Here is a 22,034-nt window from a genome sequence, read left to right as displayed (position 1 = left end):
CGTCTGATTACTGCTGAACTTTACTGCCAGATATTGCGGGCCGCCTATAAATTAACTCCCCGTGTACTTTTGCACCCGCACTGGTGTGGATTTGTAGGCAGGGGTGTGGCTGTGTGGGTCTAGCGCTTGGCCTATTAAGGGGTTGGTTTCGGGGTAGTAACCGAGCAGGGCACCACGCTGTATATCAAAGGGCTGGACTTCAAAGCCTGTAAGTGATCCCGTTGCCGATTGAAGTTCAACTTTATCGCCAGCGGTGAGTGAAAGGCTTGCCATATCTTCCGGGTGCATGAGCACTGTATAGCGATTGTTAACGCCCCGGTAGGTGTCTACTTCTTCATACACTATGGTGTTGAACTGGCCTTCGCTGCGCCCGCTGATGAGCTGCAAGGGGAAAGCCTGGCTGGTTGACGCTGTTGGCCTGTGCAGTGGCCGAAATTGTGCTTTGCCCGTGGGGGTGTAAAAAGTTGGCCGGGTGAGGTGCCGCCCGGGAATGTGAAATTCCTGCTTGGTTTCATCAATGGTGGCCAAAGGCGCTAGTTGATCTACACATTTTGCCATGGCGTTGCGAATGGCTGAATGGGAGGCAAGTTCGGTAAACAACGCCTCGTGTTCCGCCAGCGCGGCTTGGCCAAGCTCCGATAAAATGGCGACCTCTGAATGCACGTTGTCGAGCCTGTGAATACCGCCGTCGCTCAAGCGCACATAGCTGAACATCGATTCCTGCGTGGTGGCCTGCCACTCTTCATCGCGCGCGGCCACGGGCAAAATCAAACATTCGCTTTTACTCGCGCTGTGCACGTGGCCCCGGTTGAGCGTGGTGGTGAGGTACACTTTGCAGCCAATGCGTTCGAGAGCGGTTTTTGTCCATTCGGTATCGGGTGCGGCTTCCAGCAAATTGCCACCTAACATGAGCGCAAAATCTACCTCACCTGCGTGGGCGGCTCTCAGGCATGCCATGGTGTCCTTGCCGGGGCTTGTGGGTGCATCTACTCCCAGTGTGTCGGCCATGCGCGCTACCAGCTCTGCCGTTAGCATGGGCTTAACACCCACAGTGCCCATGCCTTGCACATTGCTGTGCCCGCGCAAAGGTAACAGCCCGGCACCGGGCTTGCCCACATGGCCGCACAATAACGCCAGGCTAACTAACGCCTCAAGGGTGGTAACGCCGTGGGTGTGGTGGGTAAGCCCCATGCCCCAGCAAAAGATGGCGGCGCGCGCGCGTGCGTAGCGCTCGGCCAGCGCTAGGATGTCTGCCTGAAGCAGGCCGGTTTCGGCCTCGATTTCTGGCCAGGTGAGTGCGTCTATAGCTTGCTGGAACCCATCAAAGCCTTCGCAAAATTGCTGGATGAAGGCCCGATCTTCTCGCTGGTTTTGCAAGATGCATTTTGCAATAGCAGCAAACAGGGTGGCATCGCTTCCCACCTTGGGTTGAACGTACATTGAGGCAATTTCATGGCCGCCGATGATGAGCGAGCGTGCATTTTTGGGCAGCGCAAAGCGCACAAGCCCCGGCTCTTTTACGGGGTTAATCACAATCACTTCGCCGCCACGATCGCGGCAGGCTTTCAAGGCATGCACCAGTCGCGGGTGATTGGAGGCGGGATTGGCGCCAATTAAAAATACCGTATCGGCTTTGTGTAAATCCTCTAGCTGTACCGTGGCGGTACCGGTGCCTAGGGTATTGGTTAGGGCAACGCCTGTGGCCTGATGGCAAAAGTAAGAGCAGTTGTTCACATTGTTGGTGCCCTTGGCGCGCGCCAACAATTGCAGCAGGTAACCCGCCTCGTTAGAGGATCGGCCCGATGCGTAAAAAAAAGTGCGCGAAGCCTTGGCGGCTTTTAACTTTTGGCCTGCAATCCCCAGCGCTTTATTCCAGCTGATGCAACTGAAATGCGTGTCGCCGGCGGCTTTGTAAAGAGGTGTATTCAGCCGCCCCAGGTGCTCGATTTCTCTACCGGTTAGGGCCTGTAGGTCTGTGAGCGGGTGGTCGAAAATTTCTTGCGGGATAGGCGCCTGGTTATCGGTGGATTGCGCTTGCACACTTTTGTTGCACACCGCTGGAAATTCGCCCAGCTCGTTGGTCATGCCGCCCCGTTGGCCGCCCATGCCCAAGCCGCAGGCTTTGCAGGCATTGTGGCTGGTGAGGGCTTTGGCCGAGGCCTTAAGGCCGATGCGCTTGGCCGTGGCGAGGGTATAAAGCACTTTTTTAAAACCGCCACCGGCAGGTAATTGCTTGGCCATTTAGTGAAATCCTGTTGAAACTGGCAAGGGCTAACTGATTGCACAGCGCCGGGCTGTGGATCGCTGGCAGAGCGCTTTTTCAAGGCGGGCGCCGGGTTATTTGCAGCTGGCTCACCCGCGGCTCACATTGTGCCGCTTTGGCTGATTTGGCGCAAAAGACATGGCATGTCTACAACCCTTGGCTGACCTTCGGGCTTTGCCGCCCTCAGTGTAAAGCATGGTGCCACTGATACCCAATCACTACCAAGGTATAGGCCCGAGTGGGCGGCCGTGTAACTGTGATTGTGAGGCCTGCGCGCTGTTGGCGCGCAAGTGATTTCTGTGGCGCGCAAGCACTGGAACACGCGTACGTTTTGTTGTAGCAGCATTGTTTAAAAATCTTCTAAATATATTTCGAAGATTTTTTTTAACGGCCAGAGTCTAGGTTGGATGCCGATTTTGCCCTGTTCATCTAAGTGAAATTTACTTCTGGGCTAGCCTGAATTTTCCTGCATGTAGGCAGCCTCATACCTTTATACGAGCTAATTCAGGGTGTTATTCGCATCTTGGTGGGTTGCCTTGTTGTCGCGTAAGGACCGCGGAGAGCGCGCTGTTCTCCAGGCTTTTATTCAACAAGGAAATAACGAGATGACACACAACAATAACGTGAAATTAACCGCTTTGGCGTTGGGCATTGCTGGCTGTATGTCGGCACAGGCCGCCGAGCGGGTGTTCCTACAGGAACGGCCGGATATCCTTAACAATCTGGCCGCAGGGCCTGCATTAATGCAGCAGGCAGCCACGCCACAAATGCTGGGCTTAAGCGCACAGGAAAATTTACAGGCCAGGCGCAGCTACACCAATGCCGATGGTTCGGTAACTACCCGTTACACGCAGATGTATAAAGGCCTGCCGGTGATTGGTGACGATGTCATCATCAGCCGCGCGGCCAGCGGCGCCTTGCGCACCGCCCATGGTGCCATGTTGAGCGGCATTGCCGCCGATGTTATGGCGACCCAGGCCCGCATCAAGCCAGACATCGCCATACAAAAGGCCAAGGCCCATACCATGAACGGTGCGAGTATTGCGGCCGGCCGCACTGCAGTGGTGTATGAAAACGAGACTTCGCGCTTAGGCATTTGGCAAGATCAATCAGGCCGTGCGCGCCTGGTGTATGAGGTGTCTTACGTGCAGTATGGCGATGCACCATCGCGCCCCTATGTAATTGTGGATGCGCTCACAGGCGAGGTGCTGCTGGAGCGTGAAAACCTGCAAACCGCCGATGCCACGGGCCCCGGTGGCAATCAGAAAACCGGGCAGTATTATTACGGCACAGACTTCGGCCCACTTAATGTGGCGCAATCTGGCAATACCTGCACCATGCAAAATGCCAATGTGAAAACGGTGAATCTGAATCACGGCACTTCCGGAAGTGCGGCCTTCAGTTTTACCTGCCCGGAAAATACCGTTAAAACCATAAACGGGGCCTATTCGCCGCTGAACGATGCCCACTTTTTCGGCAATGTAGTGTTCGACATGTTCAACAACTATGTGGGTGCGCCACCACTCACATTCCAGTTGCAAATGCGCGTGCATTACTCAAACAATTATGAAAATGCCTTCTGGAATGGCAGCGCCATGACCTTTGGCGATGGCGCCAATACCTTTTACCCGCTGGTGAGTTTGGATGTATCGGCCCACGAAGTAAGCCACGGTTTTACCGAGCAGAATTCGGGCCTGGTGTATTCCGGAAAATCCGGCGGCTTGAACGAGGCCTTTTCCGATATGTCTGGAGAGGCGGCCGAGTTTTATATGCACGGCGCCAACGACTGGATGGTAGGCGCACAAATTTTCAAGGGCAATGGTGCGCTGCGCTACATGGATGACCCAACCAAAGACGGGAAGTCTATTGGGCATCAATCTGATTATTCCTCGGGCATGGATGTGCACTACAGCTCAGGCGTGTACAACAAGGCGTTCTACTTGCTGGCAAATACCGCCGGTTGGGATACAGAAAAAGCCTTCAAGGTGTATGCCCGCGCCAACCAACAATACTGGACGGCAAACACCAACTGGAATGTGGCCGGCAACGGCGTGTTGGATGCAGCCTGCGACCTGGGTTTCAACGTGGATGATGTAAATGCATCCCTTGTGGCCGTGGGTATTTCGTCGTCTGTCAGCAACCCCGATTGCGGTGGCACACCACCGCCGCCACCACCACCGCCGGGTGAACTTGCCAATGGTGTGCCGGTAACGGGGCTGGCGGCCGCCACCGGTGATGATGTGATTTACACCCTGCAAGTGCCCGCCGGTGCCACCAATATCCGTTTTGAAATGAGCGGTGGTACAGGCGATGCCGATCTCTACACCCGGTTCGGTGCAGAACCCACAGACAGCACCTACGACTGCCGGCCCTATGCTTCAGGCAACAACGAAACCTGCACTGGCTCGGCCACGGGCGGCACCTATTATGTGCGCGTTAAAGCCTACAGCAGTTTCTCGGGTGTCAGCCTCACCGGCAGCTATGACGAGCCGGGCTCGGGCGCAGAGCCCATTGATGAAACGGTTGCCAATATTTCCGTGGCCAGAGGTGCCTGGAAGTATTACACCGTGACGCTCAATGGCGATTATGCAAACCTGAACGTGGCGATCAGCGGCGGGTCCGGCGATGCAGACCTCTATGTGCGTCAGGGTGCGCAGCCCACTAGCAGCGCTTTCGATTGCCGGCCCTATAAGTGGGGCAACAATGAGTCGTGCAGTTTTACTGGCCCTGCCAGCACCACCTGGCACATAGGTATTCGCGGCTACTCGGCGTCATCGGGCGTGACATTGCGCTACACCGCAACGCCTCAATAGTTTTCACCACAGGTGTTACCCCGGTAACTGTTCAAGGGATTGAGGAGCTTCGGCTCCTCTTTTTTCGGGCCCACTGTGCGTCAGGCAGCTAGCTGCTTGGTAGCCAATGTTTGCAATTGGCAACTATTCAGTGGTGACTACTCCCTCAAAGCGTTACGCGATGGCTGTTCGCGGGGTTTTTATTTTTGCAAATACTATGTCGAAAGACGGGGTACTCCCATGATTGGAATGTCAAACTTTATACGCATCAGTTTATTGGCGGCTGTTAGCCTATGCACATCACTGAGTACGTGGGCGGCGCCCGAGCGGGTGTGGATTTCCATCGGCTCAGATGCCGTAGAGCGCGCCTCAATACAGCGTTTTCGCGGTGTGGATTTGCGCCCGGTGAAAACACTGGGCAATGCGGGCATAAGCCTTGCCACCATACCGGCAGATCAAATTGATTTGCTAAGCCAGTTTATGCACGATGAATTTCACCGTTGCGGCGGTTTCGTTTTTCATGAATCGCAAGAAGCCGCGCAACAGTTTGCGCTGGCATCAAGTGCACCACCTGTGGCTGCCTTGGCGGTTAGCTACAGTATTGATAATCCTGCAGGCGTTGCGATGCTGCTTGATGAGATGTCATCGGCCAACCTGGTGGCCACAGTAAATAGCCTGAGCGCCTATCACAATCGGTATTACACCCAGCAAACCGGCGCCGATGCCGCAAACTGGATTCGCAATCAGTGGGCGAGCATTGCCAGCTCCCGAGGCGACATCAGTGTTGAGCTGTATGATCATTCCTGGTTGCAAGATTCCGTTGTTGCCACCATTACCGGTAGCACCTATCCAGATGAGGTGGTGGTGATTGGCGGCCACTTGGATTCCATTAACGGCGGCAACCCCAGCGGTGGGCGCGCCCCCGGTGCCGATGACAATGCCTCGGGCATTGCGGTGGCCACTGAAACCTTAAGAGCCATGGTTGCCAGTGGGTTTAAACCCGCGCGCACTGTGAAAATTATGGGTTATGCCGCCGAGGAAGTGGGCCTGCGCGGTTCGAAAGATATTGCCGAGGCGCACAAAGCCCAGAACGTGAATGTGGTGGGTGTGGCACAGTTTGATATGAGCGGTTACAAGGGCACGGGTAATCGCGACATAGTGTTCATGACCGATTACACCAACAGTGCGCAAAACCAGTTTATGGGTAACTTGATAGATGCCTATCTACCAGGCCTTACCTATGGCTTTGACCAGTGCGGTTACGGTTGCTCGGATCACGCCTCCTGGCATGCGCAGGGCTACGCGGCATCCATGCCTTTTGAATCGAACATGGCTGACTACAACAGCAACATCCACACCGCCTACGACAACACCTTCGATGCTGGTCACTCCATAAAATTTGCACGCCTGGCGGCGGCTTATGTGGCAGAGTTGGCCAAAGGTGGCGATGGCAGCACGCCACCACCACCGCCCGGAAATACGTTGGAAAATGGTGTGGCCAAAACAGGATTGGGTGCCAATCAGGGTAGCGATCTTACCTTTACCATGGCGGTGCCGGCCGGGGCCACTAATATCAGCTTTGCCATCAGTGGTGGCAGCGGTGATGCCGACCTTTATGTACGGTTTGGCGCCGCGCCCACAGACACAGTGTACGATTGCCGCCCTTACAAAAATGGCAACAACGAAACCTGCACGGCTACTCAAAGTGGCGGCACATACCACCTGCGTGTGAAAGCCTACAGCAGTTTCAGTGGTGTCAGTTTGGTTGGGCAATACACAGAGGGTGGCAACACTAATGAACCCATTAATGAGACCCACAGTAATATTAATTTAAGCCGCGGGCAGTGGGCGCGCTATACCCAAAGTTTAGCGGCCGGTTATAGCAAGCTTGTGGTCACCATGAGCGGCGGCTCCGGTGATGCGGATTTATATGTGCGCCAGGGCGCTGAATCTACCACCAGCCAATACGATTGCCGGCCCTATAAAAACGGCAACAATGAAAGCTGCACCTTCAATGCGCCGGCGGCAGGCACCTGGCATATTGACGTACGTGGTTACACTGCAGCCTCGGGCGTGACCTTGACTATTCAGGGCACGCCATAGGTGAACATTGCCCACACTTAAAGCTGGGCTTTGAGAGCGCAGCTTTTGGAAAAGGCGTTCGGAAAAAGAGTTTGGCAAATAAGCCTGCAAAAAAACCTGCTAAAAAACCTGCTAAAGGTACCTTCTTGCGCGCATTCACTGCCTGCCCTGGCCGCATGTGTTCATGCGGCCTTTTTTTGCTGGGCTTTTTATAATCGCAGGCGTTCTATCCACCCGTGACAGGCTGTGGCGCAAAACGCTGGAGGAATTTACATGCCTGCGCTATTTACGCACATAGGGCTTGAAGGCCTGGTATTGCCAATCGCGCATGGCCAGCACCAGGGTGGTGCCTTGGCGTTGGTCTAGGGGCAGTTTTGCATCGGCATCGTTAAGTTGATTGAAGTCCCGGGCTAGCTGCGCGAGTTTACGCTGCAAAAGTTGGCCAGATTCTTCAGACAACATACCGTTTAAAATGGCGAGGTGATTGCCGGTGGCGCTAAAGTCTGCGTTGAACAGCTCACGCTCGATGGTGCGCCTGAAAAACTGTGCAATGGGGCCATCGGGGCGCCAGTGAAAGTTGGCAGCCACTTTGAGTTTAATCCGATTGCCTGGCAGGCATTCAATAATATTTAGCCGATCTAACAGCGCCAGCTTGCGAATGATATCCTGCTCTGAAAATTGGTAAAACTGCCGGATGTCTTCCAGCGACCAGCGGTTGAGCACGCACACGGTTATCAAAAGGGTGGCGGTGTCTTTGGCGATTTGCTGTTCTTGCTCGAGGCTCAGTTGGCTAACGCCCGGGTGCGCATGCTGCATTGCCTGAATCAGATCAGAAATTTCCATACCCATGCAGCGGCAAATAATTTGCAGTTGTGGCAGGTCGAAGGCCTGGGTGCGAAACAATCGCTTGATGCTCGCCTCGGAAAGCCCCAGCGGGCCTGCGATATCCGCGTAGCGCAAGCCGTGCGCCTTTAACCGGCGCTTTAATGTTTCGATGATGGCGTTAACCTGTGCCATGGTAGGGCTCCAAAATCAGGGCGTAGGGCGCCAGCTGACGTTGCATCGGGCAGGCCGCGGCAGCTGCTGTGGTAAGTGTAAAGGATTATATGGTGATACCTTTGGTTGTGTTAAGTAGTACATTTCAATAAAGGGTGGCAATTTAAGCTACTTTTGAGCTATTTTGCGGCCACTTGCTTTGCAGGCCGCGTGCGCCAAATCGCCAATACGCAAAGGGGCGTAGACCAAGGGTTCAATAAGGAAACAGGGTATGCAGAAACTGACAGGCTTTAAAGGATTTATCCCCTACCTCAGCGTGGTGTTCTTGAACGCCTTTGTGGATTTGGGCCACAAAATCATTATTCAGAACACGGTGTTTAAAACCTATGACGGCAACGAGCAGGTGGTGCTCACCGCGGTGGTAAACGCGCTGATTTTATTGCCGTTTATCCTGCTGTTTTCACCCGCGGGCTTTTTGTCAGACCGCTTTCCCAAGCATCAGGTTATGCGGGCGGGAGCCTGGGCCGTGGTGGGCGCCACCTTGTTGATCACCTTTTGCTACTACCAGGGCTGGTTTTGGGGTGCGTTCGGTTTGACCTTGTTGCTGGCAATTCAAAGTGCCATATACAGCCCGGCAAAATATGGCTACATCAAAGAGCTTGTGGGTAACGAGCCCTTGGCGCGCGCCAACGGGGTGGTAAATGCGGTGAGTATTCTTGGGATTTTACTGGGCACCTTTGTGTTTTCTGCCCTGTTTGAGTGGCTGTTGCTGGATACCCAGGCCGTTGAAAGTCACACCATTGTTGCAACCTTAGCCCCCCTCGGCTGGCTGCTGGTGGCGCTGGCCATTGTGGAGCTTGTATTGGCCTACCGCCTGAGCCCGAAAGGCCAGGGGCGGCCAGACAAACACTTTGAGTTTTCCCGCTATGTGCAACTGCAGTATTTGCGCCGCAACCTCGGGATTTTGCAGCGCCGCCCGGCTATTTGGCTCTCTATTGTGGGCCTGGCCACTTTCTGGGCCATCGCCCAAGTGGTGGTGGCGGCCTTTCCCGCCTTTGCCAAAGATACCCTGGGCGAAACCAATACCTTGGTGATTCAGGGCATTCTCGCCTGCACGGGCATCGGTATAGTACTGGGCTCGATTCTGGCGGGGCGTTTATCGCGCAATTACATTGAAACGGGGTTGATTCCCGTAGGTGCACTCGGTTTGACGGTTGCATTGTTTTTAATGCCGGGGCTTACGTCGCCCTTTGCACTGGCGCTGTGTTTTTTGACCATTGGCGCTGCGGGTGGATTGTTCATTGTTCCCTTGAATGCGCTGATTCAATTTCACGCATTGCCCAAACAATTGGGTACGGTATTGGCCGGTAACAACTGGGTGCAAAACATCACCATGTTGTCTTTTTTGGGGCTCACTGTGTGGGTGGCCACCCTCAATTACAGCGCCGGTTGGCTGCTGGGTGCCATGGGTGTGGTGGCGTTGCTGGGGGCAGGTTACACGCTGTTTAAATTACCTCACGCCTTTGTGCGTTTGTTGGTAAGTTTTCTGTTTAAGGGCCGCTACCGCATCAACGTGGTGGATTTTAAAAACCTGCCGGCCGAGGGCGCAGTGCTGTTGCTGGGCAATCACATCAGCTGGATAGACTGGGCGCTGGTGCAAATCGCCTGCCCGCGCCCCGTGCGCTTTGTGATGCAAAAGCAAATTTACCACAACCCCTTTATTCGCCCCTTCGTGAAATTATTTGGCGTGATTCCCATTGCCAAAGGCCACAGCGAGGAGGCCCTGGCTGAGGTGCACACCCATTTGCAGGCGGGCGAAGTGGTGTGTTTGTTCCCCGAGGGGGCCATCAGCCGCAACGGCCAGCTGGGTAAATTCCACACGGGCTACCAGCGTGCAACGCAGGGTTTGCAGGAGGGTGTGATTGTGCCCTTTTATTTGCACGGTTTGTGGGGCAGTAAATTTTCCCGCTCAAGCGAGCGGCTGCGGGAAACCCGCGCACCCGAAGGGCGCCGCCGCGATTTAATTGTGGCCTTCGGGGCACCATTGCCCATCAATACCGATGCCAAAACCCTCAAGCTTAAAGTGTTTGAATTGGCGGCCCACGCCTGGCAGGCCCACAGTGATGCCTACAAATCCACTGCAGTTGCTCTTATTCAGAGTGCGCAGCGCCAAGGTGCGGCGGCGGCCGTGTTAGGCGAGCGCGGCGAGGTTGTCAGCTACCGGGCGCTGCTTGCCGGGGCACTGCAGCTGGCAAAGTTTCTAAAAGGCCAAGGCTTGCATGGCCGCCCCGTTTACGTGGCCACGGGGCCGGGCAAAGCGTTTATTTTGGCGCACATGGGCGCCTGGCTTGCGGGTGCGGTGGTGCAGCTTAGCCCCGAGGGCGCCACAGCACTTGTGAGCGAAAGCCCCGCGCGCGCGCCAGCACTTGACGCCGCCAGTGGTGCAGGCAGCGGGGCCGTCCGGCAACTTGTTATTCCCAATACAACTGCCGGCGCGCCGCTTACCCGGTTTGCTACTTGGCTGCCGGCATCGCTGCTGGCGCGCTGGTACGGTAAACCCCTTGAGCTGGATGCGCCGGCCCTGCAACTTGCAGCCGGTACCCAGCCCATTACCCATCGCCAGTTGCAGCTCAACAGCCGCCAATTGAGCGATGTATTAAATACCAGCGCCAGTGATGTGGTGGGTGGTTTTGTAAGCCGTCAGAATGCCTTTGAATTGATGTGCTGCACCATCATGCCGCTACTGGAAGGCCTGCCCGTTGTGCACCACTACGCGGCCGATGCCAGCCTTACCATTGCCAAGCAGGTGGCGCGCCGCAATGTGAGCCTGATGGTGTTATCGCCCAGTGTGCTGGCGGCCATGGCCTGTGATGACACCATAGAGCCGCTGATGCTTGCGAGCCTGCGCATGGTGTTGGGCGAACACACGGGCGAGGCCATGGCGCAGGCCGAAGCATTTGAAAGCCGGTTCAATCAGCCTGTGTATTTGGGCTTGGGCGGAGCGCCCTGGGTGCCGGTAGCAACGCTCAATGTGCCGGATGCGCTGGATACCACCTATTGGCGCATCCAGCGCGGCTGTGATCGCAGTTCGGTGGGCATGCCCTTGCCGGGGCTTTCTGTGGCGGTGCTGGATGACCAAGGTGCGGTGGTGGCGGGCTTTAATCAAGAGGGCGACCTGTACCTGGGGCTGGGTTTGCCGGCAGTCTCCGCCGGGCGCCCACTGCCCGAGGCGGGCGCTGGCCTCTTGCCCCTGGGTTGCCGTGGGCAGCTCACAGAGGAGGGCTTTGTGGTGCCGGCAGGCAAGGTGGCCTGAGTGCCGGCATTCAGCTTGTGCCATAATGTGCGGCTTTTCCCAGGTGAAAGTGCGCGATGAAAGTAGATTGCATTGTTATAGGCGGGGGGGCTGCGGGCCTGATGTGCGCGGCCACCGCCGGCTATCGCGGGCGCTCGGTGGCGGTGCTCGATCACGCCAACAAGGTGGGCAAGAAAATTCTCATGTCTGGTGGTGGCCGGTGCAATTTCACCAACTTCACCGTAGAGCCTGCCAATTATTTATCGGGCAATCCGCATTTTTGTAAATCGGCATTGTCGCGCTTCCGGCCGCAAGATTTTATCGAGCTGGTAGAGCGCCACGGTGTGGCCTATCACGAAAAAACCAAAGGCCAGCTGTTTTGTGACAACAAATCCATGGATATTTTGCAGCTGCTGCTCACCGAATGTGAGTGGGCCGGCGTGAGCGTGCACGCCAAGGTAAGCGTAACCAACATTGCGCGCACGGAGGCAGGTTTTACATTGCAAACGTCACACGGCGAGTGGCAATGCCAGTCGCTTGTGATTGCCACCGGCGGCTTGTCTATTCCCACGCTTGGGGCCACGGGCTTTGGCTACGAGGTGGCAGGCCAATTTGGTATTGCCTGCGTGCCGCGATGGGCCTCGCTTGTGCCTTTTACCATCACCGATCAATGGGCGCCGCTGGTGGCTGATTTATCGGGTGTATCGCTTGAGGTGATTGCAAGCGCAGGCGGCCAGCAGTTTCGTGAAGCCTTGTTGTTTACCCATCGTGGCCTAAGTGGCCCGGCGATGCTCCAAATTTCAAATTACTGGCGCCCGGGTGAAACGCTCACAATAAATTTTTGCCCAGAGCACGACATTAAAGCCGCACTGATAGACCAGCGCACCAAGGGCTGCCGCCAGGAAGTAAAAACCCTTTTGTCGCAATGGATGCCCAAGCGCTTTGTGCAGGCCTGGCTTGCTCGTCACGGGTTTGATAAACCTCTGGCCGAGGCAAGTGATGCAGAGCTTGGTGCATTGGGTGCGCACTTTAATGCCTGGTGCATTGTGCCCTCTGGCACCGAAGGCTACCGCACCGCCGAAGTCACCATGGGTGGCGTAGATACGCAGGAGGTTTCTTCCAAAACCTTTGAGGCAAAAAAAGTACCCGGCCTGTATTTTATTGGCGAGGTATTGGATGTCACCGGCTGGCTTGGCGGCTACAACTTTCAATGGGCCTGGGCCAGTGGCTATTGCGCGGGCCAGTATGTATAGGCCTGTGGCTTGGCCGGCGGCGGCGGGCGCGGTAGAATCGGCTTTTTGACAGTATGCTAGGACGATCTGATGGGTAGAGCGTATCAAAACCGTAAAGAATCCATGGCGAAAACCGCCGATGCCAAATCTAAGGTGTACAGCAAATACGGCCGCGAGCTCTACGTGTGTGCAAAGGCCGGCGGCCACGAGCCCGAGAGCAACCTGAGCCTGCGCAACCTCATAGACAAGGCCAAGAAAGACCAGGTGCCTGCGCACGTTATTGAAAAGGCGCTGCAAAAGGCCAAGGGCGGTGCCGGTGAAGATTTCTCGCCTGCGCGCTATGAGGGTTTTGGGCCGGGCAATGCCATGGTGATTGTTGAGTGCTTAACCGATAACCCCAACCGCACCTTTGGCGACGTGCGCCAATGCTTTAACAAAACCAAATCCAAGCTGGGCACCCAGGGTGCCGTGAGCCACATGTTTGATCACGGTGCCATTTTCGTGTTCAAGGGTGATGAAGAGGCGGTGCTCGAAGCGCTGATGGAAGCCGATGTGGATGTGATCGACATCGAAAGCGACGGCGATAAAGTCACCGTGATCGCGCCCCACACAGATTACTTTAAAGCCAAAACCGCCTTGCAGGATGCATTTGACGGGGTGGATTTTGACTTGGATGAAATCCAGTTCCTGCCCCGTGATACCACGCCCGTTGAAGGCGACGATGTAGAAATGTTTGAAAAGCTGTTAGACATGCTAAACGATTTAGACGATGTGCAAAACGTCTACCACAGCGCAGAGTTGCCCGAGGCCTAGGGTCTTGCAATGAAAAATACCCAGCTTGGCTGGGTATTTTTTTGCCCGCAATTTGGGGTCAAATAAGCATTTCCAGGTCGTGCGGGTTAAACGTTAACTAGGCTCAAACGGAAATACTTATCTGACCCCGATTTTATAGGCAAAAAAAAGCCGGTGATCTTCATCACCGGCTTTTGCTTAGAAGCAGTTAATTACTTCTTCTCTTTCTTCGCCTTTTCAATGGCAATCACTTCATCGGCCACGTTCTGTGGGCAGGCTGAGTAGTGAGAGAATTCCATTGAGAACTGGCCGCGACCAGAGGTCATGGTGCGCAGGTTGCCGATGTAACCGAACATTTCTGAAAGCGGAACATCTGCCTTAACGCGTACACCGGTAACGCCTTTCTCTTGGTCTTTGATCATGCCGCGACGACGGTTCAGGTCGCCAATTACATCACCTACGTGATCATCGGGCGTGAACACGTCAACCTTCATGATGGGTTCCAGCAGCTGTGGTGCAGCTTTAGGCATAGACTGACGGAAAGCGCCTTTGGCGGCGATTTCAAACGCGATAGCCGAGGAGTCAACGGCGTGGAAGCCACCGTCGTACAGCTCAACTTCAACGTCCAGTACCGGGAAGCCCGCCAACGGGCCAGTGCCCATCATAGACTTGAAGCCCTTTTCGATAGCCGGGAAGAATTCCTTCGGTACGTTACCGCCCACAACAGAGGAGGTGAACTTGAAGCCGGTGTTGGCTTCGCCGGGGCGGATGCGGTAATCGATTTTACCGTACTGGCCAGAACCACCAGACTGCTTCTTGTGGGTGTAGCTGTCGTCGATTTCGCGCGTGATGGTTTCGCGGTAGGCAACCTGTGGCTTACCAACTACCAGCTCGATGCCGTAGGTACGCTTCAGAATGTCTACTTTAATATCCAGGTGCAGTTCGCCCATACCTTTCAGGATGGTTTCACCGGAATCTTCGTCGGTTTCTACGCGGAAAGATGGATCTTCGGCAACCATTTTACCGATGGCGATGCCCATTTTCTCCATGCCGGCCTTGTCTTTAGGCGCAACGGCGATAGAGATTACAGGGTCTGGGAACACCATGGCTTCCAGGGTGCAAGGGTGCTTTGGATCACACAGGGTGTGACCGGTTTGCACGTTCTTCATGCCCACAACGGCCAGAATGTCACCGGCTTGTGCCGATTCGATTTCGTTACGGTCGTTGGCGTGCATCTCAACCATACGGCCGATACGCTCGGTTTTGCCGGTGGCGGAGTTCAGGATGGTGTCGCCTTTTTTCATCACGCCGGAGTAGATGCGGATAAAGGTCAGGGCGCCGAAACGGTCGTCCATGATCTTGAACGCCAGTGCTTTCAGCGGCTCTTCAATAGACACGGTGGCGAATTCGCCAGTCTCGTTGCCTTCTTCGTCAGTCAGTGGCTGCTTGGTGGCCTCTGTTGGGTCTGGCAGGAAGTCAACAACGGCGTCCAATACCAGCTGAATACCTTTGTTCTTGAACGCAGAACCACAGTAGGTGGGGAACCAGTCCAGCTTGATGGTGCCCTGACGGATGCAACGCTTGATGTCGTCAACAGAGGGCTCTTCGCCTTCCATGTAAGCCATCAGCAGGTCGTCGTCTTGCTCAAGGGCAGTCTCGATCAGCTCCTGACGGTAGGTTTCAACGTCGTCTGCCATGTCGGCAGGCACGTCTTCAACGGTGTAGTTTTCTGGCAGGCCTGAGTCATCCCAGATGTAAGCCTTGCGGCTCAGCAGGTCTACAACGCCTTTGAATTCGTCTTCGATACCGATAGGCAGCACCATCACCAGCGGACGTGCACCCAGTACTTTCTTAACCTGGCCCACAACGCGGTAGAAGTCGGCACCCATGCGGTCGAGCTTGTTTACGAAGATTACGCGGGCAACTTCAGATTCGTTAGCGTAGCGCCAGTTGGTTTCAGACTGGGGCTCAACACCGCCTGAACCACAGAATACGCCAATACCGCCGTCCAGTACTTTCAGCGAGCGGTACACTTCAACGGTGAAGTCAACGTGTCCGGGGGTATCGATGATGTTGAAGCGGTGATCGTTCCAGAAACAGGTGGTCGCAGCGGACTGAATGGTAATACCGCGCTCTTGCTCCTGTTCCATGAAGTCGGTGGTGGCTGCACCATCGTGTACTTCACCGGTTTTGTGGATCTTGCCGGTGAGCTTCAGGATACGTTCAGTGGTAGTGGTCTTGCCGGCATCAACGTGCGCGAAAATACCAATGTTTCTATATTTAGCTAAGTCTGTCATTACGATACTCGATAAGCCAGGGCGAAAATTGCGCGATAGTCTACAGAATTTCGCGGCAGTTTATTAGTGGATTTTCAGGAATTTTTTAACGATTCATGGGGTTTAACCGTTCGCGGGCGCTATTGAGCGCTAAATAGAACGAATTTTCTACCCATGATGGCTATTTTTTGTGAAAAAACTGCCTGTGGGGCCCCAAGCTGTAGGTAACTACGGCCAAAACCCCAGATTCTTTGGGGGCTTTGCGGCCAATAGTGGCACTTTTAATACCCCTTTTGGTTACTGGTTCACCCTTTTCGGAACATTTGGTTCCGAAGGGGTAAATCGCTTTGCTAAGGGGTAAGAGTGTCTACTAGTCTGAATGTAACTCGTATTACTTTGGTTGAGGTAGGAAATGGCCGATAAGTCTTGGATGTTACATCCGCTTGCAATTCGTCACGCGCGTGAGTGCATTGTGATCATCAAACGTGATTTTGATGTGACCCTGAAGATGTCTGATCCAGACTTTCTTGAGCAATTGCATGAAAAGGCGGCCCTGGGTGCCTCCCGGGATTTGGGCAAGGCCTATGCCAAGCTTGTGGCCGATGCAGGCGTAGGCAAGCTGGTACAGGCCCTTGGCAGTGCGCCGGCGCGGCCGGTAGTGGCTGCGCGCTAGCCCGCCAGGCACAAAGCGCGGGCCCGCGCAGGTATAGGGCTCAGCGTTTACGGTTTGCTACCCACCTAACCGCCCACTATTCCTCATTGGCCTGCAGTTTGGCAGGTATCTTTTATAGCCGGGGTTCGCCTTGGCTTTCTTTTGTTCATCTAATCAGTTAAGCCTGCTTTGCAGGTGTCGCCTGTTAGTGGCCGTAGGTATGGGCCAGCTGGCGTTGAAACAGGCTGAGCACCTTATCCTGATTGCCGGCGCGGCGGGTGAGAGCGGCTATGTCTACGGCGTAGTGGCGATCGGCCGGGCGCAGCGCGCGCATCTCGCCCCGGCTGAGCCAGGGTTGCACGTAATGGCTGGGGAAGAAGCCGATATAACGGCCGGTGGCGATTAGCGCCATGCGCACCTCGTAAATATAGGCGTTGGCGCTGCGTTTAAGCCCTTCCATGGCGATAGAGGCCTGGCCTACAGTCTGGATGCCCGGGTGAATGAACGGGCAGGCGGCCAGCCGCTCATTGGTGATGCGGGCTTCGTCTGCACCAAAAAGCGGGTGTTTGCGATGGCAGTAGAGGAAGTAGTCTTCGCTGTAGAGCGGCGTGTATTTAAGGGATGACAAATCCCGGTGGCGCGGCGCAAAGCAGATATCGGCGCGGCCATCAATGAGCGCCTGCTCCATTTCCGGCAGGCTGTTAGTGGAGATGTTGATCACCACCTCCGGCGCCTGCTCGCAAAAGCGCGCCAGGGTTTCAGTGAGCTTGAAACGCGGGTCTGACACTATGGCATCAGAGCAGATGATGTTCAGCTCGCCGGTCACCAGGTCGTGCAGGCCGTTAACCTGTTGGCGGAACTGGTCGAGCGCGCCAAACAGCGAGAGCACCGCATCGTAAACGGTTTTGCCTTCTTCGGTGAGGGCAAAGCCCGCGCGCCCGCGCTGGCAAAGGGTGAGGCCCAGGCGGCTTTCCAGATCTGCCATGTGGGTGGAAATGGTAGAGCGGGCAATGTTGAGCTGCGACTCGGCGGCGCTGAAGCCGCCGCAGTCGGCCACCGTCTGGAAAATCCGCAACAGCTTCAGGTCGATATCGTTAATTTTTCTTTGCATTGACATAGTGAACATCGTTTAAAAGGGCAAACAGCAGGTGCAAGAGTTTGTTGCTGCGCTGCTGGCTTTGGCAGTGGGCTGCCATCTTGGTGGTGTAGTGCAGCTCATCAGGAAGCAGGGCTGTGAGGCTGCCTTTGGCAACCCAGGGCGCGGCCACATGCTCGGGCAAAAAGCCCAAGTAGGTGCCCGATAATATCAGTGCCAGGCGCGCCTCAAGTTCGGGGGCAATGGCGCAGGTGTTAAAGGGTGCCTCGCGCTCGGTCAGCGCCGCATGCCAGCTGTAACCTGCGCCTACAAAATCCTGCTGGAGCAGTGCCTGCCGGTTGTGAGTGCGGGCATCAAACAGTGGGTGGCTTGCGGCGCAATACAGAAAGCTTTGTTCCTGGTAGAGCACTTTGCTGTAAAACCGCTCGGTGAGCGATGACTGTGGCGCCAAGCCGATGTGCGCCTGGCCTGCACCTATGGCCTCGGCAATGGCTGAGGGGTTGAGCGAGCTGACGCGCAGGTGGGCACCGGGTGCCTGCGCCCGAAAGCGCTGCACTACTTCAGAAAAGCTGAAATTGGGGTGGTTGAGGCTGTCGTCGCTGATGGCAATGATCAGCTCGCCCTGCAGCTGGCGGTGTTGCAGCTCAAGTACCTGCTGCTGGAAGGCTTCGCCGGCGGCCATCCAGTGCTTGGCGGCCTGGTAGGTAGCCTCGCCCTCGGGGGTGAGTGCAAAGCCGCCGCGGCCGCGCTGGCACAGCCGGAACCCCAGTCGGCTTTCAAGCTCGGAGAGGTGGGTGCTGATGGTAGAGCGCGACAGCCCCAGCCGCTGCTCGGCAGCGCTCAGCCCGCCACATTCGGCTACCGCCATAAACAGACGCAGCAGGCGCGGATCTTGATCGAGAGGTTGCTTCACAAAAGGTAGACCTAACAAGCTAAAGGTTGGCGCAATCTTACCTGAGTTGGCCCAACTTGTGACAGCCCGGCAGCTGCGGTTTAATGCCGCCACAAAAATGATATGCACTGGAAGTCACAATGAACAAATCACAGAGCGTTACGCTCATCGGCATGCCCGGCGCGGGCAAAAGCACCATCGGCGTTATGCTGGCCAAAGAGCTGGCGAAAGATTTTGTGGATACCGATGTGTTGATTCAGGTGCGCGAGGGCCAAACCCTGCAGGAAATTATGGATGCCAGCGACTACCTCAATCTGCGCCGCATAGAAGAAGAGGTGATTCTGGAAACCGACCTGAAAAACCATGTGATTGCCACCGGCGGCAGTGCCGTTTATGGCGATGCCGGCATGCAGCACCTCAAGGGCTATGGCCCGGTGGTGTTTTTGAGTGTGTCGCTTGATGAGCTGCAGCGCCGCATTCACAACTATGCCTCGCGGGGCATTGCACGCCGGCCGGATCAGTCGTTTAACGATGTGTTTGAAGAGCGCAACCGATTGTACCGCCAGTATGCCGATATCACCGTGGAGTGCGATGGCAAAGATCAGGCCGCCATCCTGGCGGAGTTAGCCCGGGCGCTGGGGTTCTAGCGGCCTCTGTTTGACGCGCTCGAACTAAGTGTCGGTGCGCCTGCAGCCAAGTGTGGCCCGTATTCAGCCATACTGTACTTTTAAAGTGCCGGCAGCCTTTGCCGGCCAGTACCGGAGGCACCTATGAGCGACGCTAAGAAAGAATTGCACCAACCCTTGGGCGGTAATGAGATGCCGCGCTTTGGCGGCCCGGCCACCTTTATGCGCCTGCCAGCCAAAACCGTGGCAGACCCACTGGATGTGGGCATTATTGGCGTACCGCTAGATATCGGCGCCTCCAACCGCCCCGGCGCCCGCTTCGGGCCGCGGGAAATTCGCGATGAATCGCGCATGCTGCGCCCGTTTAATGTATCTACCGGTGCCGACCCCTTTAACAGCCTCTCTATTGCCGACATTGGCGATGTGCCCATCAATACCTTCAACTTGCAAAAGAGCGTTGAAATTATTGAGGCCCACTACGATCAGGTAGTGGCTGCGGGCATTACGCCTGTGTCTATTGGCGGCGATCACACCATTGTGCTGCCCATTTTGCGGGCCCTGAAAAAGAAATACGGCCCCATTGGCGTGGTGCACGTTGATGCCCATGCAGATGTGAACGACCACATGTTTGGCGAGCGCATTGCCCACGGCACCCCCTTTCGCCGCGCCATGGAAGAGGGCCTGCTAGATGGCAATCGCGTGGTGCAAATTGGCCTGCGCGGTACCGGCTATTCGCCCGATGAGTATCAGTGGTCGCGCGATCAGGGCTTTCGGGTGGTGCAGGCAGAAGAGTGCTGGTACAAATCCCTCGCCCCGCTGATGGCCGAAGTGCGCGAGAAGGTGAGTGGCGGGCCTGTATACATCAGCTTCGACATCGACGGCCTGGACCCGGCCTACGCGCCCGGCACCGGCACCGCCGAAGTGGGTGGGCTCACCGTACACCAGGGCCTTGAAATTGTGCGCGGTTGTAAGGGGCTCGATGTCATCGGCTGCGATCTGGTGGAGGTATCGCCACCGTTTGATACCACCAAAAACACCTCGGTGGTGGGTGCCAACCTGCTCTATGAAATGCTGTGCGTACTGCCGGGTGTGAAATACAGTTAAGCCCCGGTGCGGCCCGCGGCTTAAATGAGGTGGAAATTTACAGAACTGCTTGTGAATCTTTAGTCATTGGCGAGTTTTGCTAATTATTGGATATTAAGTGGTGACTTATGCTGTGCAAGAGGGCGCTTGCGGCCCTCTTTGCAACCTTAATTTTTTCTGACAGCGCTAGAATTTGGCTGCCCACAAGGCCAAACAGTATTAGCCAGCGCCTACCCGGCGCGCAGAATAAACAAGGTTGCAGTTATGTCGGTATTTTCCAATTCGGCCTTTGATGGCCACGAGCATGTCGCTTTTTACCACGATGCTAAATCCGGCTTGAAGGCGATTATCGCCATTCACAACACCAACCTTGGCCCTGCGCTGGGCGGCTGCCGCATGTGGCCCTATGCCAGCGATGAAGAAGCCCTGCGCGATGTGCTGCGCCTGTCGCGCGGCATGACCTATAAATCTGCCATGGCCAATTTGAAATTGGGCGGTGGCAAAGCGGTGATTATTGGCAACCACCGCACCCAGAAAACCGATGCTTTGCTGCATGCCATGGGCGATTTTGTTGAAAGCCTGGGCGGCCGTTACATCACCGCGGAAGATTCGGGTACAAGCGTTGCCGACATGAAAAAAATCGGCGAGCGCACAGCCTACGCAGGCGGCGTGGTTGAAGGCTCTGAACACGGTGGCGACCCAAGCCCCACCACGGCCTACGGTACCTTTGTGGGCCTGAAGGCGGCGGCCCAGTACCGCCTTGGCTGCTCGGATTTGCAAGGCCTGAAGGTAGCTATTCAAGGTGTGGGCAATGTGGGCTTTCGCCTGGCCAAGTACCTGCATGAGGCGGGCGCGCAATTGGTTGTATCAGACATCTTCCCTGATAACACCGCCCGCGCGGCCCGCGAACTGGGTGCGCAAGTGGTGGAAGGCGACGCCATTTTTGATCAGCCTGTGGATGTATTTGCCCCCTGTGCACTGGGCGCAATCATCAACGATGAAACCATCGGCCGGCTGAAGGCCAAGGTGATTGCCGGTGCCGCCAACAATCAGCTGGCAGAAGAGCACCACGGCGAGATGTTGCAGAGCCGGGAAATTCTCTACGCGCCCGACTATGTAATTAATGCCGGCGGCATTATTGATGTGTATTACCAGCGCACCGGCGGCAGTGCCGAGGCGTTGAAGGCCCACGTGGAATCCATTGGCGATACCCTTGTGCAGATCTTTGACCGTGCGGCACAAACACATACGCCAACCGGTGTTGTGGCAAATAAAATTGCCGAAGAGCGCTTTTTAAAAGCATAAATTGCAATCTTGGCCGATAGGTCAGATTAGCACTGAGGGATGCGTTAAGATCACTCGTTATATGTTTTTCCTCCTGTGACTCTCCCTTGCAATTTGTATGGGATTTCAAGCCCGGCGCTAACCCGCCGGGCTTTTTTTATGCCCATGGGTGGGCGGTATGCCAACAGGTGCCATGGCTGGCGAGTTGGCGCGGTGTTGTTCGCGCGTTAACTGCGCCATGTCACTCAGTCGCCCGTGAATCGGTTGTGTTCACTCAGTTCGCGGCCAAAGCCCGGGGGGCGAAACGGATTTGGCCTGAACTTTTGCACGCCATACACTATGCCTTCTCTACATGCACAGAGTGGGAGCGGCAGTTTGGCACATTGCGCCTGCCAATCACTGTCGCCCTATGGTTAAATCCATGAGCTGTGAGAAATTGCGTGTATTGCGATCCAATGGGTTAGAAACGGGATTGAAAATGAATAATAAAGTGATAGGTATTGTGTTGGTGGTGGTGGGTGTGGCCCTGGCTGCGTGGGGTTACGATGTGTACGATGCCGCCAGTTCGCAAATCACCCGGGCGCTCAGTGGCGATACGCCCATTGAAGCCTGGGCCGGCATGATAGTCGGTGCCGTGTGCGTGTTGCTGGGTGCCTTCAAGCTCAAGTAGTGGCGC

Annotated in this window: 15 protein-coding genes; 10 read left to right on the top strand and 5 right to left on the bottom strand. The window is 55.7% G+C overall.

Annotated elements, in window-relative coordinates; translation table 11 throughout:
• Nucleotides 1-51 precede the first annotated feature (51 nt).
• On the bottom strand, nucleotides 52-2,241 hold the full coding sequence (locus tag L1F30_RS11445; RefSeq protein WP_253356215.1) for an FdhF/YdeP family oxidoreductase: 2,190 nt from the start codon (nucleotides 2,239-2,241) through the stop codon (nucleotides 52-54).
• A gap of 627 nt (nucleotides 2,242-2,868) precedes the next feature.
• Here L1F30_RS11445 and L1F30_RS17580 point away from each other — a divergent pair.
• Complete coding sequence (locus tag L1F30_RS17580) at nucleotides 2,869-5,076, top strand: M4 family metallopeptidase (RefSeq protein ID WP_305879906.1); 2,208 nt, start codon at nucleotides 2,869-2,871, stop codon at nucleotides 5,074-5,076.
• Between the two features lie 219 nt (nucleotides 5,077-5,295).
• On the top strand, nucleotides 5,296-7,158 hold the full coding sequence (locus L1F30_RS11430) for a M20/M25/M40 family metallo-hydrolase (protein ID WP_253356214.1): 1,863 nt from the start codon (nucleotides 5,296-5,298) through the stop codon (nucleotides 7,156-7,158).
• 261 nt (nucleotides 7,159-7,419) lie between these two features.
• Here L1F30_RS11430 and L1F30_RS11425 read toward each other — a convergent pair whose 3' ends face one another.
• Nucleotides 7,420-8,154: a helix-turn-helix transcriptional regulator gene (locus tag L1F30_RS11425; RefSeq protein ID WP_253356213.1), complete on the bottom strand. Its 735-nt coding sequence runs from the start codon at nucleotides 8,152-8,154 to the stop codon at nucleotides 7,420-7,422.
• Between the two features lie 250 nt (nucleotides 8,155-8,404).
• On the opposite strand from L1F30_RS11425, the gene L1F30_RS11420 reads away from it, so the two are divergent.
• The 3 genes from L1F30_RS11420 to L1F30_RS11410 all read left to right on the top strand — a co-directional run bounded on the left by L1F30_RS11420 (nucleotide 8,405) and on the right by L1F30_RS11410 (nucleotide 13,470).
• Nucleotides 8,405-11,446 (top strand): MFS transporter, encoded by a 3,042-nt coding sequence (locus tag L1F30_RS11420; RefSeq protein WP_253356212.1) that lies wholly within the window; start codon nucleotides 8,405-8,407, stop codon nucleotides 11,444-11,446.
• 56 nt (nucleotides 11,447-11,502) lie between these two features.
• Entirely contained in the window at nucleotides 11,503-12,678 is a 1,176-nt protein-coding gene (locus L1F30_RS11415) for an NAD(P)/FAD-dependent oxidoreductase (protein WP_253356211.1), read from the top strand.
• A gap of 69 nt (nucleotides 12,679-12,747) precedes the next feature.
• Entirely contained in the window at nucleotides 12,748-13,470 is a 723-nt protein-coding gene (locus L1F30_RS11410; RefSeq protein WP_253356210.1) for a YebC/PmpR family DNA-binding transcriptional regulator, read from the top strand.
• 191 nt (nucleotides 13,471-13,661) lie between these two features.
• Here the strand turns inward: L1F30_RS11410 and fusA are convergent, their stop codons facing one another.
• Nucleotides 13,662-15,746 carry an elongation factor G gene (gene fusA / locus L1F30_RS11405; RefSeq protein WP_253356209.1) on the bottom strand — a complete coding sequence of 695 codons (2,085 nt, stop codon included), beginning with the start codon at nucleotides 15,744-15,746 and terminating at the stop codon, nucleotides 13,662-13,664.
• A gap of 391 nt (nucleotides 15,747-16,137) precedes the next feature.
• Here fusA and L1F30_RS11400 point away from each other — a divergent pair, with 391 nt between their 5' ends.
• Nucleotides 16,138-16,398 carry a hypothetical protein gene (locus tag L1F30_RS11400; protein ID WP_253356208.1) on the top strand — a complete coding sequence of 87 codons (261 nt, stop codon included), beginning with the start codon at nucleotides 16,138-16,140 and terminating at the stop codon, nucleotides 16,396-16,398.
• A gap of 184 nt (nucleotides 16,399-16,582) precedes the next feature.
• On the opposite strand, the gene L1F30_RS11395 is transcribed toward L1F30_RS11400, so the two are convergent.
• Together L1F30_RS11395 and L1F30_RS11390 are read right to left on the bottom strand one after the other, a co-directional pair.
• Nucleotides 16,583-17,494 carry a LysR family transcriptional regulator gene (locus L1F30_RS11395; RefSeq protein WP_253356207.1) on the bottom strand — a complete coding sequence of 304 codons (912 nt, stop codon included), beginning with the start codon at nucleotides 17,492-17,494 and terminating at the stop codon, nucleotides 16,583-16,585.
• Complete coding sequence (locus L1F30_RS11390) at nucleotides 17,472-18,386, bottom strand: LysR family transcriptional regulator (RefSeq protein WP_253356206.1); 915 nt, start codon at nucleotides 18,384-18,386, stop codon at nucleotides 17,472-17,474. Before L1F30_RS11390 ends, L1F30_RS11395 begins: the two co-directional genes overlap by 23 nt.
• A 119-nt stretch (nucleotides 18,387-18,505) precedes the next feature.
• Here L1F30_RS11390 and L1F30_RS11385 point away from each other — a divergent pair, with 119 nt between their 5' ends.
• The 4 genes from L1F30_RS11385 (at nucleotide 18,506) to L1F30_RS11370 (ending at nucleotide 22,028) form a co-directional block, all read left to right on the top strand.
• Nucleotides 18,506-19,012 carry a shikimate kinase gene (locus L1F30_RS11385; RefSeq protein WP_253356205.1) on the top strand — a complete coding sequence of 169 codons (507 nt, stop codon included), beginning with the start codon at nucleotides 18,506-18,508 and terminating at the stop codon, nucleotides 19,010-19,012.
• Nucleotides 19,013-19,135: 123 nt separating this feature from the next.
• Nucleotides 19,136-20,095 (top strand): agmatinase, encoded by a 960-nt coding sequence (speB, locus tag L1F30_RS11380; RefSeq protein WP_253356204.1) that lies wholly within the window; start codon nucleotides 19,136-19,138, stop codon nucleotides 20,093-20,095.
• 243 nt (nucleotides 20,096-20,338) lie between these two features.
• Nucleotides 20,339-21,379, top strand: a complete 1,041-nt coding sequence (locus L1F30_RS11375; RefSeq protein ID WP_253356203.1) for a Glu/Leu/Phe/Val dehydrogenase dimerization domain-containing protein — start codon at nucleotides 20,339-20,341, stop codon at nucleotides 21,377-21,379.
• A gap of 457 nt (nucleotides 21,380-21,836) precedes the next feature.
• The gene (locus L1F30_RS11370; protein ID WP_253356202.1) at nucleotides 21,837-22,028 is read left to right on the top strand and encodes a DUF3185 family protein; all 192 of its coding nucleotides are present in this window, start codon (nucleotides 21,837-21,839) and stop codon (nucleotides 22,026-22,028) included.
• The last annotated feature ends 6 nt before the right edge of the window (nucleotides 22,029-22,034 follow it).

This window comes from Simiduia sp. 21SJ11W-1 (assembly GCF_024138675.1).
GTDB lineage: Bacteria > Pseudomonadota > Gammaproteobacteria > Pseudomonadales > Cellvibrionaceae > Simiduia.
The sequence above is the reverse complement of the archived record's forward strand: the minus strand, read 5'-3'. Positions and strand labels throughout refer to the sequence as shown.

Excerpts from the sequence above, each read along its gene's own strand:
- L1F30_RS11420 (WP_253356212.1), top strand. The coding sequence starts at position 8,405 with ATGCAGAAACTGACAGGCTTTAAAGGATTTATCCCCTACCTCAGCGTG.
- L1F30_RS11425 (WP_253356213.1), bottom strand. The coding sequence starts at position 8,154 with ATGGCACAGGTTAACGCCATCATCGAAACATTAAAGCGCCGGTTAAAG.
- L1F30_RS11385 (WP_253356205.1), top strand. The coding sequence starts at position 18,506 with ATGAACAAATCACAGAGCGTTACGCTCATCGGCATGCCCGGCGCGGGC.
- speB (WP_253356204.1), top strand. The coding sequence starts at position 19,136 with ATGAGCGACGCTAAGAAAGAATTGCACCAACCCTTGGGCGGTAATGAG.
- L1F30_RS11370 (WP_253356202.1), top strand. The coding sequence starts at position 21,837 with ATGAATAATAAAGTGATAGGTATTGTGTTGGTGGTGGTGGGTGTGGCC.
- L1F30_RS11375 (WP_253356203.1), top strand. The coding sequence starts at position 20,339 with ATGTCGGTATTTTCCAATTCGGCCTTTGATGGCCACGAGCATGTCGCT.
- L1F30_RS11430 (WP_253356214.1), top strand. The coding sequence starts at position 5,296 with ATGATTGGAATGTCAAACTTTATACGCATCAGTTTATTGGCGGCTGTT.
- fusA (WP_253356209.1), bottom strand. The coding sequence starts at position 15,746 with ATGACAGACTTAGCTAAATATAGAAACATTGGTATTTTCGCGCACGTT.
- L1F30_RS11410 (WP_253356210.1), top strand. The coding sequence starts at position 12,748 with ATGGGTAGAGCGTATCAAAACCGTAAAGAATCCATGGCGAAAACCGCC.
- L1F30_RS17580 (WP_305879906.1), top strand. The coding sequence starts at position 2,869 with ATGACACACAACAATAACGTGAAATTAACCGCTTTGGCGTTGGGCATT.
- L1F30_RS11445 (WP_253356215.1), bottom strand. The coding sequence starts at position 2,241 with ATGGCCAAGCAATTACCTGCCGGTGGCGGTTTTAAAAAAGTGCTTTAT.
- L1F30_RS11400 (WP_253356208.1), top strand. The coding sequence starts at position 16,138 with ATGGCCGATAAGTCTTGGATGTTACATCCGCTTGCAATTCGTCACGCG.
- L1F30_RS11395 (WP_253356207.1), bottom strand. The coding sequence starts at position 17,494 with ATGTCAATGCAAAGAAAAATTAACGATATCGACCTGAAGCTGTTGCGG.
- L1F30_RS11415 (WP_253356211.1), top strand. The coding sequence starts at position 11,503 with ATGAAAGTAGATTGCATTGTTATAGGCGGGGGGGCTGCGGGCCTGATG.